This is a genomic window from Endozoicomonas sp. 4G, from assembly GCF_023822025.1.
In the GTDB taxonomy this organism is placed as follows: Bacteria; Pseudomonadota; Gammaproteobacteria; order Pseudomonadales; family Endozoicomonadaceae; genus Endozoicomonas_A.
Genome location: NZ_CP082909.1, coordinates 222869 through 237002 on the forward strand (window position 1 = coordinate 222869; position 14134 = coordinate 237002).

General features: G+C 48.2%; 10 protein-coding genes. 1 reads left to right on the forward strand and 9 read right to left on the reverse strand.

Annotation, left to right across the window (positions count from 1 at the left end; translation table 11 throughout):
* Positions 1–19 precede the first annotated feature (19 nt).
* The 6 genes from K7B67_RS01200 to K7B67_RS01225 all read right to left on the reverse strand — a co-directional run bounded on the left by K7B67_RS01200 (position 20) and on the right by K7B67_RS01225 (position 6469).
* Entirely contained in the window at positions 20–253 is a 234-nt protein-coding gene (locus K7B67_RS01200) for a hypothetical protein (protein ID WP_252178543.1), read from the reverse strand.
* A 45-nt stretch (positions 254–298) separates the two neighbouring features.
* Positions 299–1618: a zinc finger, RING-type domain-containing protein gene (locus K7B67_RS01205; RefSeq protein WP_252178544.1), complete on the reverse strand. Its 1320-nt coding sequence runs from the start codon at positions 1616–1618 to the stop codon at positions 299–301.
* Between the two features lie 65 nt (positions 1619–1683).
* The gene (locus tag K7B67_RS01210; protein ID WP_252178545.1) at positions 1684–2940 is read right to left on the reverse strand and encodes a hypothetical protein; all 1257 of its coding nucleotides are present in this window, start codon (positions 2938–2940) and stop codon (positions 1684–1686) included.
* Between the two features lie 155 nt (positions 2941–3095).
* Entirely contained in the window at positions 3096–4829 is a 1734-nt protein-coding gene (locus tag K7B67_RS01215) for a zinc finger, RING-type domain-containing protein (protein WP_252178546.1), read from the reverse strand.
* 174 nt (positions 4830–5003) lie between these two features.
* Positions 5004–6098, reverse strand: a complete 1095-nt coding sequence (locus K7B67_RS01220) for a hypothetical protein (protein ID WP_252178547.1) — start codon at positions 6096–6098, stop codon at positions 5004–5006.
* A 92-nt stretch (positions 6099–6190) separates the two neighbouring features.
* Positions 6191–6469 (reverse strand): hypothetical protein, encoded by a 279-nt coding sequence (locus K7B67_RS01225; RefSeq protein ID WP_252178548.1) that lies wholly within the window; start codon positions 6467–6469, stop codon positions 6191–6193.
* A 107-nt stretch (positions 6470–6576) separates the two neighbouring features.
* Between K7B67_RS01225 and K7B67_RS01230 the strand changes: the two genes are divergently transcribed.
* The gene (locus tag K7B67_RS01230; protein WP_252178549.1) at positions 6577–8094 is read left to right on the forward strand and encodes an IS66 family transposase; all 1518 of its coding nucleotides are present in this window, start codon (positions 6577–6579) and stop codon (positions 8092–8094) included.
* Here K7B67_RS01230 and K7B67_RS01235 read toward each other — a convergent pair.
* The 3 genes from K7B67_RS01235 to K7B67_RS01245 form a co-directional block, all read right to left on the reverse strand.
* Positions 8070–10475 (reverse strand): zinc finger, RING-type domain-containing protein, encoded by a 2406-nt coding sequence (locus tag K7B67_RS01235; RefSeq protein WP_252178550.1) that lies wholly within the window; start codon positions 10473–10475, stop codon positions 8070–8072. The two genes, K7B67_RS01230 and K7B67_RS01235, sit on opposite strands and share 25 nt — an antisense overlap.
* Before the next feature lie 239 nt (positions 10476–10714).
* Entirely contained in the window at positions 10715–12604 is a 1890-nt protein-coding gene (locus K7B67_RS01240) for a hypothetical protein (RefSeq protein ID WP_252178551.1), read from the reverse strand.
* Between the two features lie 37 nt (positions 12605–12641).
* On the reverse strand, positions 12642–13925 hold the full coding sequence (locus tag K7B67_RS01245) for a C2H2-type zinc finger protein (RefSeq protein ID WP_252178552.1): 1284 nt from the start codon (positions 13923–13925) through the stop codon (positions 12642–12644).
* Positions 13926–14134 lie beyond the last annotated feature (209 nt).

A 14134-nucleotide genomic window follows, 5' to 3' on the forward strand; every position in this document is an offset into this window, starting at 1 on the left:
GGTAGGAGGTTCCAGGTCGTCAGTTGTGTTTGTGAGAGCGGAGGCTTGGTCTGGCAGGCGATATGCCGTCAACCCGCCGGGAACTTGTGCCGCCACTGAAGCCATAAAAGGCAGGAAAAATAATAGAGATCTCAGCAATCGTTTCAATGCTTTGGTTCCCAAACTTGAACGACTCGTAGCCCTCATCATAACCGTCGGCAAATTCCGGGTCTCGGGCTTTCCTATCTTGAATGTATTGATCCAGGTCACTCATGACACTCTCCTGTTCAGATAATCCCTGCGACGCTTTTCTGTTGGGTCACTGGTCAGCGGAGTGTTGGGTCTTTTTGTGCCTTTTCATACAGCCCCTCAGGTGGGTGACGTAGTTGCAGCCCTCATGGTCACACAAGTACAGCTTGGGTTTGGGGTTCCTGTCGCCATACATGGCCTTATGGTAGGTCTGTTCGTACGTTTCCAGAGGAGCTGTGAATTCGATGCGGCTATAAAATGGAAGTAAGTCGTCTAAGTGCAAGACCCAGGAAGAGCCTATTCTCACGCTGTTAGAAATGTTTATCCCCATCACTTCTATCTCTGGCTCAGTGGCTATGTCACTGTCTGAAATGGATTCAATATACTTCTGTTGGTTCCTGCATACAGGGCAGGCCCACACTGGATGCTTGTTTAATTTTTTTAAACACTCATCACACAAGTAGTGAAAGCAACTTGTACTCTTGATAGCCCTGTCTTTTGTAAACTCTTCACGGCAAACAGGGCAGCTATGTGAATGCTTGTTATAGCGGCTGTCAGGCTGAATACCGACAAAGTGATTATCCCTGGATAGCAGTCCCAGATAGATTGTTTCCTCCGGGGTATTGATAGCCGATGCTTCCGAGACTACGGTGACTTGAACATGATTAGAAGTGGCGTAAGCAAAAACCTGATCCTGAGTTAATCCACTGGCATGCAGATTGACGACGACAAACGTTTTTTTGAATAGGTAGCTCAGAAGTGGCAATAAAATATTGAGGTCAGGCCAATCCTGCTTGATGAGTTGCTTTCTGACCAATCGGACATTTTTTTCGCCCTGCGCATTTATCCAGCGTGTTAGAAAATCTGAATGTTCAGTGGCCACTGCCTGCTCATTATCTGGTAAATGATGGTCAATCATATCAATGAGCGTTTTAATCAGTGTGGAAACGCTTTGATCTGCGGATAAATGGATGGCATGTAGCCAACAAAAGTTATCTGCGGGTGTTTCCATAATATTGAATCCCACAAGATACTGGTTTAACAGCTGTTGAGGGTCGTCTTCTGCAGATGCCGATTCAGATTCAGTTTGTTGGAGCTTTTGCTCGTTACCAGAAGGTTTCGGATCGTTAGTTGTGCTGACAGCTGCCGTGGCAACAGATCCATCCTCACTGGAGTGGTCAGGTTCCTGTCCTTCCGGAGCGCCTTGTGCATCTTTCTGCGGTGGGGCACCGGTGTTTTTGAGAGCCAGGACACCCAGTGTTACCCGCGATTCTGTGAGAGTGGAGGCTTGGTCTGACGGGGGGTATGCAGTCAACCCGCCAGGAACTTGTGCCGCCACTGAAGCCATGAAAGGCAGGAAAAATAATAGAGATCTCAGAAATCGTTTCAATGTCTTGATTCTCAATTATTGTTAGATGGTAAGAGTAGACCAAACATCCTGTCTTTCCTGTTGGGTCACTGGTCGGCAGGGTGGAGGGTCTGTTTATGCCTTTTCAGATGGCAAAGGCTCTTGGTTCTGTAGTTACAGCGCTTATGCTTACAGTCAAATATCAAGACCGTCGAGTGTTTCTTCCATTCGTGCTCTTTCAGACATCTAAGATCTGTGGTTGCGTAGTCGCAGCCCTTATTTTTACACCGGTGGATCTCGTGTTTACCGTGTCTCATCACCATACAGAGCATATCGTTGGTATAGGAAGGTGTGTGGTATTTTCCTACGTGCCTTTGCATTTTGCGCCTATCATGGGTGCTGTACTCGCAGCCCTCAAATTGACACTCGAACGGTCTTTGGTCGGCAGGCAGGTGGAGATATTTTTGACTTGGCCAAGGGGGATAGAAAAAGGTATAACTTCTTACACATTTAGATTCAGAGTCAGAGTCAGAGTCAGTTTGCTGGCGCTTTTGTTGTTCAGCAGCAAGTGCCAGATTGTCAGTTGTGCTGTCAGCTGCTGTGGCAACAGGTCCATCCTCACCGGTGTCAGATGATACCCAGCATAATCGGACAGCTGGTAGGCTGGATGCGGTGGCAACAGATCCATCCTCTCCGGTGCCAGTGTGGTTGTCTTCCTCTCCTTCCGGAGCGTCTTGTGTACCTTCTTGCGATGAGGCGCTGGTGTTTTCACTGGTTGTGTCTGGTTCAGAATTTGGGCAGCTGACTATTTTGGACAGAGCTTCCTGACAAGCTTTCCTGGTGGATGCCAGGCACAGGACAGTATCATCAGGGAGATCAATATCCGATGGGGCATAACCGTCTGACTGGACATGAGCATCTTCACGGTGTCGTTTAGCTTCCTGCTCAATGTCTTTTTGCTCTCTGATGGTGATTCCGTTGGTTTTTGCAATGTACACCCTTCGGGCCGTGTCTTCGTCTGTTGTTGCTTCGATGATCCTGATCTTCAGCCTGTTCAGCGCCATTCCTTCGGTGGCGATTTTATCAACCCGCTCCATTTCAGCTTGCTGGTTTTTTAAAAAAGTCAGGTAGTCGGGCAGATCGTATTCCGAAAATGTCAGCTTGGGTCCCTGGGTATGATGCAGATAGGGAAGCGATTGCCAGGCTTGCTGCCTGAGTGCCAGCGCTCCCAGTGTCACCAGAGATCCTGTGAGAGCGGAGGCCTGGTCTGGCAGGGGGTATGCCGTCAACCCGTTAATTATTTGTGCCTCCACTGAAGCTATGAAAGACAGGGACAAGAGTAGAGATATCAATAATCGTTTCAATGTCTTTGCTCTCAATGAATGTTAAACGGCAAAGAGTAGATCAAATATCCTATGAGTGTTTTTTTTGGCAGGCGACTTTATGGACCAAAAAGTCGCCGCGAAGTGGCTTGCTTCGAGAGGACTCACAACACGACTGATTTCCTATGGTTGAGTACTTAATCTCTGGGATCAATAAACTCCTGTTGCTTCGCGCATACGGGGCAATCCCACTCTGGAGATTTGTTCTCACGGTTAAAACACTCATCACACAAGTAGTGAAAGCAACTTGTACTCTTGATCCCCGTGCTTTTTGTAAACTGGTTCAAGCAAACAGAACAGCTATGTGAATGGTTGTTATCCCCGGTGTCAGGCTGAATACCGAAAAAGTGATTAATCCTGGATAGCTGTCCAAGATATACAGGGTCTTCTCTGGTACCTAAAGGCCATGTTTCTGAAACTTGAACACTGGCAGGAGTGGCGCGGGTAATAATCTGACCCTCAGTCGATCCATCGCCATGCGGATTGACAATGACAAACGTTTTGTTGAATAAGTGGCTCAGAAGCGGCAATAAAATATTGAAGTCTGGCCGTTCATTATCGAGGAGTTGTTGCCTGACCCGTTCGACATTTTCTTCGCCCTGTGCAGTTATCCAGTCTGATAGAAAATCTGAATGTTCAGTTATCAGCTCATCATCGTGTAAATGGTTGTCAATCATGTCAATGAGCGTTTGAATCAGTGTGGCGACGTTTTCACCTGTGGATAAGTGGATAGCATGGAGCCAACAAAATTTACCCACGGGCGTTTGCATAACTTTGAAGCCCGCAAGATGCTCGTCTAACTGCTCTTGATGGTCGGGGTGGGGGGTCTTTTTGTGCATTTCCAGATTGCTCAAGTGGCGGGTTTGGTAGACGCACTCTTCGTGGTCACACCGGTAAATCGGGGCATACTGTTTGGCCTGCTGGCGAATCATCTGGTTGTGCCTTTCCAGAGCTTTCCCAGTGAGGACGGGCCAGTTGCTATTATCGGGACGCCGGGCCTCGTTCTGCTTGTCCAGAGAACGCCCCAATGCGTCGATGATGTTGAGAGCCTGCTTACTGATTTCCTGTGTTTTAGCCTCAGAATGCTGATCGAATGCTCCTGATATCTTAGGAGGAAGGTCAGTGCCTTTCTGGCGCTTTCGTTTCTTAGCAGGTGGTTGCGGATGCCTGGTTGTGCTGACAGCTGCTGTGGCAACAGATCGACCCTCACTGGTTTGGTTGCGTTGCTGCCCTTCCGAAGCACCTTGTGCACCTTCTTGCGCTGGGGCACGGGTGTTGTCACTGGTTTTTCCTGATTCAGAATTTGGGCAGCTGACTATTTTGGACAGAACCTCCTGACAGGCTTTCCTGTTTGGTGCCAGGCGTAGGAGAGCATCATCAGGAAGATCAATAGCCGATGGTTCCATGGCAGAGTGGTCTGACTGGGCATAAGCATCTTCACGGTGGTGTTCAGCTTCCTGCTCAATGTCTTTTTGCTCTCTGACGGTGATTCCGTTGGTTTTTGCAATGTACACCCTTCGGGCAGTGTCTTCGTCTATTGTTTCTTCGGCGGTCTTGATCTTCACCCTGCCCATGGCTATTGCTTCGGCGGCGATTTTATGAATCCGCTCCATTTGAGCCTGCTGGTTTTTAAAAAAAGCCTGGTAATCGCGCAGATCGTATTCCGAAAATGTCAGCTTGGGTTCGGACTCCGGGCCAAAGGATTGCCAGGTTTGCTGCCTAAGTGTCAGTACCCCCAGTGTCACCAGAGATCCTGTGAGAGCGGAGGCCTGGTCTGGCAGGGGGTATGCCGTCAACCCGTTAATTATTTGTGCCTCCACTGAAGCTATGAAAGACAGGGACAAGAATAGAGATATCAATAATCGTTTCAATGTCTTTGCTCTCAATGAATGTTAAACGGCAAAGAGTAGATCAAATATCCTATGAGTGTTTTTTTTGAGAGACGGTCGCATGGGTCAAAAAGTCACCGCGAAGTGGCCTGTCTTGGTATCGGCGAGAAAGCAGGGTCAGAATGTTTTTGAAGCCCTGCTTATAGCCATGAAGAATTACTGCGACTGTTTTCTGAAGTCAAAGTCGTGCCAGAAAAAGTTCATGTGTCGTATCATATGCGCCAGATCGTCGGACATGTATCCGCAGTCCTTATCTGGGCACATGTACATGTACAGCATCCTGATTTTCTTCTTAGGTTTGCTGACAGCTGCTGTGACAACAGATCCACCTCCACCGGTGTCGGAGTGCTTGCGTTTTCGTCCTTTCGGAGTGCCTTGTGCACCTTTTTGCGATGGGGGGCTGGTGTTTTCACTGGTTTTGTCTGGTTCAGAATTTGGGCAGCTGACTATTTTGGACAGAACCTCCCGACAGGCTTTCCTGGTGGATGCCAGGCACAGGACAGCATCATCAGCAAGATCAATATCTGATGGTTCCATGGCAAAGCCGTGTGACTGGGCATGAGCATCTTCACGGTGTCGTTTAGCTTCCCGCTCAATGTCTTTTTGCTCCCTGACGGTGATTCCGTTGGTTTTTGCAATGTACACCCTTCGGGCAGTGTCTTCGTCTGTTGTTGCTTCGGTGATCTTGATCTTCAGCCTGTTCATAGCCATTCCTTCGGCGGCGATTTTATGAATCCGCTCCATTTCAGCTTGCTGATTTTTAAAAAAAGTCGGGTAGTCGGGCGGATCGTATTCCGAAAATGTCAGCTTCGGTCCTTGGGTATGGCTCAGGACAATACTCTGGTAAGGATGGGTTTTCAGGTAGAGAGACTGGTTGGTGTCGAGCGCCACGCTGGTTACGGACTCCACACCAAAGCATTGCCAGGTTTTGTTCTCAGAAGTGTCTATGGGCTGACAAAGGGTATGCTCGCCGGGCACAGGTTCCGGGCCGTTGATAATAAAAGGATCATCCGATGAAACATGAAGAAACGGGTTATTGTACGGCTCCGGTTCGGTACCCTTTTCCGGATTATAAGGAAGCGGCTGCCAGGTTTGCGGCCTGAGTGCCAGTACACCCAGTGTCACCAGAGATCCTGTGATAGCGGAGGCTTGGTCTGGCAGAGGGTATGCAGTCAACCCGTCAATTATTTGTGCCTCCACTGAAGCTGTGAAAGGTGGGAAAAAGAATAGAGATATCAGAAATCGTTTCAATGCCTTGGTTCTCAATTATTGTTAAACGGCAAAGAATAGATCAAATATCCCATGAGTGTTTTTTTTGACAGGCGACTGCATGGCTATTTTAATCACCTCCTGGTTTTCTGGTCGCAGGCATGTGATCCATCGTTGTCAACATTTGAGTTGATTATGAAGTTTGGAATGGCGTTTGAGTTATACGGAGAATCTGATTCTGAATCAATTTCATCGTCATCGCTAGTGATTCGATCACGGGATTCTTCTGATAATGACTGAAAAGAGTTAAGCCCGTACTGGTGCCCCAAGGGTCTCAAGTCGAAAACCATGCCGTTGGTGCTTTGAGAATATATTCTGAGTAACAGGTGGTTAATAGAATCTGCCTCTGTCATTTCTATCTCCTGATCAATGGTAACTATTCAGCCCCCCCCCTGTAATCGACTGGTATTTTCGTGATTTTGTGCCACCCTGAAGTACAGTTTCCTGGTCGTATGCCGCTATGAGTCAGCTTACTCCCGAATTTCAGATGATTGTCGCCCTCCTTGCCGTTGTGAATGAACTGCAAGAGCAGGTGACCGTGCTGAGCCAGCAAGGGGCAAAGCTGGAGGCGGAGAACAAAGAACTCTCAGCTAGACTCAATACCAACAGCCGTAACAGCAGCAAGCCTCCATCCTCGGATGGATATGCAAAACCCAACGCCAAAGCAAAGGACTCTTTAGAGGCGACGGAGAGCGACCCAAAAGACGAAAAACCCAACCCAAAAAGCTTACGAAAGAAGTCAGGTCGTAAGCCTGGCGGCCAGAAAGGTCACAAAGGTTCTACGCTTCGACAAGCTGCTAAAGCAGAGCATACCCACTACCACCCTGTCATTGACTGCGAAAAATGCGGTTGCTCGCTGCGTTCGGAAAAAACGGTTAAGCTGGTTGAACGACAAGTGTTTGAACCCGGTCGTTTTGGTCACTTTGAAGTAACTGCTCATGTAGCAGAGGTCAAAAAGTGTAGCTGCGGTCATGTAACGCAGGCCAGCTTCCCCGAAGGCGTAGACTCTCATGTGCAGTATGGGCCTGTTACTCAGGCACTGGCCGTGTATCTTTGCCAGTATCAGCTGGTGCCTTACAAGCGCGCTTCCCAGTTCTTCATGGATATTTTCGGATTAGAGGTTAGCCCGGGTTCTATCTGCACCTTCCAGGAGAAGGCTTATAACCAGTTAGCCAGCACCGAACAGGCTATTGCCGATGCCCTCAAGGTAGAACCCATTGCCGGTGCTGACGAAACAGGCATGAGAGTAGCCGGGGCGCTATGGTGGATGCATGTCCTTCGTACTGAAAAATGGACGATGTATCACCTTGATCCCAGTCGAGGTCACTCCGCCATAGAGTCCATGGGCATCTTACTGGCCTTTGCTGGAATATTAGTTCATGACCACTATAAGGCTTACTTCCGTTATGCCGCACTTCATGCCCTCTGCAATGCCCATCACCTGAGAGAGTTACAGGGTGTTGTTGACAGGGACTGCAACCATCTTGCCGCACGTTTGCAACGGTTGCTGAGACTGGCCTGCCATCTCAGCAACGGTTTCAGAAAGATTGGCATGAAGGCTATGCCAGAAGTGATTTACCAGCGCATTGCCTCACTGTTCGAGCGGACAGCGAGAAGAGCGCTGGCTGAAGAGGCTGAGTATATGGAACGAGTACGGCAACGGCTGGGTCGTGACAAAGTCAAAAATACCAAAGCCTTCAACCTGTTTAAGCGGTTGGTGGAGTTCAAGGACGAAACCTTGAGATTCATGACCGACCTCAACATCCCCTTCGACAATAATGGCAGTGAACGAGACATAAGAAATGGCAAGGTGAAGCAAAAAATATCGGGTTGTATCAGAAGCAAGAAAGGAGCGAAATGGTATTGCCGGATACGGAGTTATGTTTCATCGGCGAGAAAGCAGGGTCAGAACGTTTTCGAAGCCCTGCTTATAGCCATGAAGAATTACTGCGGTCATCCTTTGCTGGGTGCTGAATAGTTACTATCAATGTCTACTTCCCTGTTTGGATTGGGGTTCCGCATTATCATTTCCATCTCCTGATCAATGTCTACTTCCCTGTTTGGATTGGGGTTCCGCATTATCATTTGCATTCTCGGTTTCTCCAGAACCGGAGCATACCGACTGAGTTCGTTTAATAGCTGACGATAATCATCCTCTAGCCCGAGCCTCTGGTCGGCAGAGGGGGGCTGTTCAGTGGGCCTAACGTACTCCTGTGACCTCAGGCACAAAGGGCAATCCCAGAATGGAGGTTGGTTCAAACGATCAAAACACGTATCACACAAGTAGTGATAGCAAGTTGTACTCTTGATGCCACTGCTTTGTGTAAACCTGTTATAGCAAACAGGACAGGAATGGTCGTTATTCCGGGTGTCAGGCCGAATACCGACATAGTGATTATCCCTGGATAGAAGTCCCAGATAGACCGTTTCCCTTGAGGTATTTATATCTGATGCTTCTGAGACAATGGTGACTTGAACATCATTAGGAGTGACGTAAGTAAACACCTGATCCTGAGTCAATCCACTGGCATGGAGATTGACAACGACATACGTTTTGGCGAACAGATAGCTCAGAAGCGGCAATAAAATACTTAAGTCAGGCCATTGACCATAATGGAGTTGTTGCCTGAGCAATTGGACATTTTCTTCGCCCTGTGCATTTACCCAGTTTGATACAAAAACTGAAGTCTCGGTTTCCGGTGCCTGCTCATTATGTGAAAAATGATCGTCAATTGTGTAAATGAGCGTTTGAATCAGTGTTGATACGTTTTGATCTGCGGAAAAATGGATAGCGTGCAGCCAACAAAAATTATCTGCGGGTGTTGGTATCACTTCGAATCCCGTAAGATACCGGTTCAACAGCCGTTGAGTGTCATCTTCTGTACGTTCAGGTTCAGAGCCAGGAGGTTTCACGTACTTCTGTGGCCTCCTGCACATAGGGCACGTCCAGCCTGAAGGTTGGTTCAATTGGTTCAATTCTTCAAAACAGGTATCACACACGTAGTGAAAGCAACTTGTACTCTTGATACCACTGTCTTTTGTAAACGGGTCAAGACAGACAGTGCAGCTATGTGAACAGTTTTCATCCTGGGTGTCAGGCTGAATACCGACAAAGTGATGATCTCTGGATAAAAGTCCCAGATAGACCGTTGCCTCTGGGGTATTGATAGCCGATGCTTCTGAGGCTGTGGTGACTTGAGCATGATTAGACGTGGCGTAGGTAAAAACCTGATCCTGAGTCAATCCGCTGGCATGCAGATTGACAACGACAAACGTTTTTTCGAATAGGTGGCTCAGAAGCGGCAATAAAATATTGAAGTCCGGCCATTTATTATCGTGGAGTTGTCGCCCGAGCAATTGGACATTTTCTTCGCCCTGTTCAATGGCCCAGCGAAGTAGAAAAGCTGAATGTTCATTAGCTGGGAAATTATTTTTAATCTTTTTTTGAACCGGTGTCGTCTTACGTGTTAAATGATTGTCAATCATTTCAATGAGCGTTGGAATCAGTGTGGATACGATTCGACCTGTGGATAAATAGATAGCGTGCAGCCAACAACCGTTATTTGTGGGTGTTTGCATCACCTTGAATCCCGCAAGGTGCTGGTTTAACAGCTGTTGAGAGTCAGCTTCTGTGGCAGCAGACCCATCCTCACCGGTGTGGTCAGATTCCTGTCCACCTTCCTGCGCTGGGGCGCTGGTGTTTTCACTGGTTGAGTCTGGTTCAGAATTTGGGCAGCTGACTATTTTGGAGAGAACCTCCCGGCAGGCTTTCCTGGTGGCTGCCAGACACAGGACACTGTCATCAGGAAGTTGGATATCGGGTCGTTCCATAGCAGAGCCGTCTGACTGGACATGAGCGTCTTCACGGTGTCGTTTAGCTTCCTGCTCAATGTCTTTTTGTTCCCTGACGGTTATTCCGTTGGTTTTTGCAATGTACACCCTTCGGGCAGTGTCTTCGTCTGTTGTTGCTTCGGCGATCTTGATTGTCACTCTGCCCGTGGCCATTTCTTCGGCAGCGATTTTATGTATCCGCTCCATTTCAGCTTGCTGCTTTTGTAAAAAAATACGGTAATCGGGCAGGTCGTATTCCGGAAATGACAGTTTGGGTTCATGGCTATAGTGCACGATAGGTTTATTGTACGACTCCGGTTTAGTACCTTTTTTCGGATTATAAGGAAGCGACTGCCAGGTTTGCTGCCTGAGTGCCAGTACACCCAGTGTCACCAGAGATCCTGTGATGGCAGAGGCTTGGTCTGGCAGAGGGTATACAGTCAAGCCTTCAGTTATTTGTGCCTCCACTGAAACTACTGCAACTATAAGAGGCAGGAAAAAGAATAGAGACTTCAGTAATCGTTTCAATGCTTTGGCTCCCAATGAATGTTAAACGGCAAAGAGTGGATCAAATATCTCATGAGTGTTTTTAAAACCCTGGTTTCCATGCTTTTAGGCCCTGTGGGTCCCGGCGTGGGAACGAGTGAATCTACGTTCATCCTTAGCGCCCTTCGACTCCGCTCAGGGTGAACGGAGTTTGGGTGCCATTGATACTGAGGATATCGAGATCTCAGCAACCGTTCCGACGTCTTCGTTCTCAATTATCGTTATTGCCAAGAATCGGGATAGATGAAGATTTTTTCCTCTTTCTGGCCTTTTTTGAATTTATGGCCGGCAATCCGGTGGTCATATTCGTGAATATCCATACAGGACTCCCGGAAAGTTCTGTAGTTGCAGCCCTCATAGCGACAACGCAACTCGGGTGGCAGGTGGGTCATTTTGTGCGCTTTAAGGTAGCTAATTTTTTTGTGCTTGAAATCACAGCCCCAATGGTCACAACCTAAGGGAGTGCTGAGTTTCCGTTCGTCATCAGAGTCAGAGTCAGTTTGCTGGACCCCTTGCTCTTCACCAGAAGGTTCCGGATCATTAGTTGTACTGTCAGCTGCTGTGGCAACAGCTCCATCCTCACCGGTGTCGAGATCCATGGGCTCGCTGCTGTCAACATTTGAGTTGATTATGAAGCTTGGAACGGAGTTTGAGTTATCCTGAGCATCTGATTCTGATTCACTTTCATCGTCAATGTTCATGCGCTTCCGCTCCTCCTCTCGTACCTCCGGTTCTTCTCTGGCTTGTTCTAAAAATGACCGAAGAAAATTAGTCCTGTCTTGGAACTCCTCCGTACTTTCACATGAACCGGATACGGATGAGCTCTCATGGTCACACTGGTGCACGTGCACCTTGGGTCTCCGGTCGGCAGGCAGGTAGGTCAGTTTGTCTATTTGCTGACGGTCCGTAGAGCCAGTTTGCTGGAGGTTTGGCTTTTCAGCAGTAGGTTCCGGATTGTCGGTTGTGCCGGCAGCTTCTGTACCAGCAGATCCACCCTCACCAGTGTGCTTGCCTTCCTGTCCTTCCGAAGTGCCTTGTGCACCTTCTTGCGATGAGGTGCTGGTGCTTTCACTTTGCGACGAGGTGCTGGTTTTTTCACTGGTTTTGCCTGATTCAGCATCTGCGCTGGTGACTATTTTGGACAGAACCTCCCGACAGGCTTCCATGGTGGTTGCCAGGCACAAGTCAGTACCAATAAGATGAGTTTGTTCCATGGAAGAGAGGTCTGACTGGACGTGAGCATCTTCACGGCGGTGTTTATATTCCTTCTCAATGTCTTTTTGCTCCCTGACTGTGATTCCCTCAGTTTTTGCAATGTGCATCCTTCGGGAACTGTCGTCGTCTATTACTTCTCCAGCGATCATTTCTTCGGCGACTTTGATCTTCAGCCTGTCTGTGCCTATTTCCTGGGCTGTGATTTTAAGAATTCGTTCTCTTTCAGTTTGCTGCTCTTTAAAAAAAGTCTGGTAATCGGACAGATCGTATTCCGGAAACAACGGTTTGGAGCCGTGGGTATAATGCAGGACAATGTTCTGGTGAGAATCGGTTTTTAGATATAAGGGCTCTCCGGTACTGAGCGCCACGCTTGTTATGGACTCCATGCCAAAGCATTGCCAGGTCTTGTTCTCAGGAGGCTCTATGGGCTGACAAAGGGTGCGATAGTCGGGCACAGGTTCCGGGCCACTGATAATAAAAGGATCATCCGATGAAACATAAAGAAATGGGTTGTTGCACGACTCCGGTTTGGTATCTTTTTCTGGATTATAGGGAAGCGGCTGCCAGGTTTTCTGTCTGAGTGCCAGTGCACCCAGTGTCACCAGAGATCCTGTGATGGCAGAGGCTTGGTCTGGCAGGGGGTATGCAGTCAAGCCGCCGGGAATTTGTGCTTCCACTGAGGATATGAAAGTCAGAAAAAAGAATAAAGACTTAAGTAACTGTTTCAATGTTTTGGCTCTCTTTTGTTGTTGAACATTCTTGTTGAACGGCAAAGAATAGATCAAATACTCCATGAGTGTTTTTTTTGACAGACGATTGCATGGATCAAAAAGTTGCCGGGCAGTGAGCTGCCAGAGGAGAAAGTGAGAGGGTATGTATTCTGCGTTGGAATGCATACCTCCCCTGAAAAGCGGACTCTACAGCGCGAGGCTCTCAAGGAATGTACCCTCGGTGAACCCGTTTGTGCCGTTTCAGATTTTTCTTGTCCACAGTGTCGTAGCCGCAGATATCGCAGGGGTAGTACCACCGTTCTCTTCTAGGTTCGGGTCTCTGGTCTTCCTTATCCTTGGGATGCTGTCCGCTCAGAGCATTCGCAATTTGCTCGATGGTGTTGAGGAACTCCATACCCTGTCGTTCGGTGACGAGGTCGCTATGAGTGGGTACTCTACTCTTTGAAGCGGAGATCGGATTAATTATTTTCTCTGCCTTAGCCCCAGGATACCGACCGTATACTTCAAATAGCCCAAAAGGACGATTCTTAATTGTGTTGTCAGCTGCTGTGGCAACAGCTCCATCCTCACCGGTGTCGGTCTGCTCAGGTGCCTGTCCTTCCGCATCGCCTTGTGCACCTTCTTGCGATGAGGCCGTGTTTTTTTCACTGGTTGAGTCTGGTTCAGAATTCGGGCAGCTGACTATTTTGGGCAGAACCTCCTGACAGGCTTTCCTGTTAGATGCCAGACACAGGGCAGTGTCATCAGGAAGATCAATATCTGACGGTACCATGGCAGAGTCGTCTGACTGGACATGAGCATCTTCACGGTGGCGTTCCGCTTCCTGCTCAATGTCTTTTTGCTCCCTGACAGTGATTCCGTTGGTTTTTGCAATGTACACCCTGCGGGCAGTGTCTTCGTCTGTTGTTTCTTCGGCGATCCTGATCTTCAGCCCGCCCATGACCATTTCTTCGGCGGCGATTTTGTGAATCCGCTCCATTTCAGCTTGCTGATTTTTAAAAAAAGTCTGGTAATCGGACAGATCGTATTCCGGAAACATCTGTTTGGAGCCATGGGTATAATGCAGGACAATGCTCTGGTGAGAATCGGTTTTCAGATATAAGGGCTCTCCGGTGTTGAGCGCCACGCTGGTTATGGACTCCATACCAAAGCATTGCCAGGTCTTGTTCTCGGGAGGCTCTATGGGCTGACAAAAGGTGTGATAGTCGGGCACAGGTTCCGGGCCACTGATAATAAAAGGATCATCCGATGAAACATGAAGAAACGGGTTATTGTACGGCGCCGGTTTGGTACCTTTTTCTGGATTATAGGGAAGCGGCTGCCAGGTTTTCTGCCTGAGTGCCAGTGCACCCAGTGTCACCAGCGATCCTGTGATAGCAGAGGCTTGGTCTGGCAGGGGGTATGCCGTCAACCCGTCAGTTATTTGTGCTTCTGCTGAAGCTATGAACATCAGAAAAAAGAATAAAGACTTCAGTAACTGTTTCAATGTCTTGGCTCTCTCTTGTTGTTGAACATCATTGTTGAACATCGTTGTTGAACGGCAAAGAATAGATCAAATATTCCATAAGTGTTTTTTTAGAGACGGTTGCATGGATCAAAAAGTTGCCGTGAATTGGGTTAAAGGAGGCGTTCGCTTGTCCGGTTTTTCCAAGCATAAAAAAAACGCCTGAAGGCGTTTAATTAATTGTGTATCGA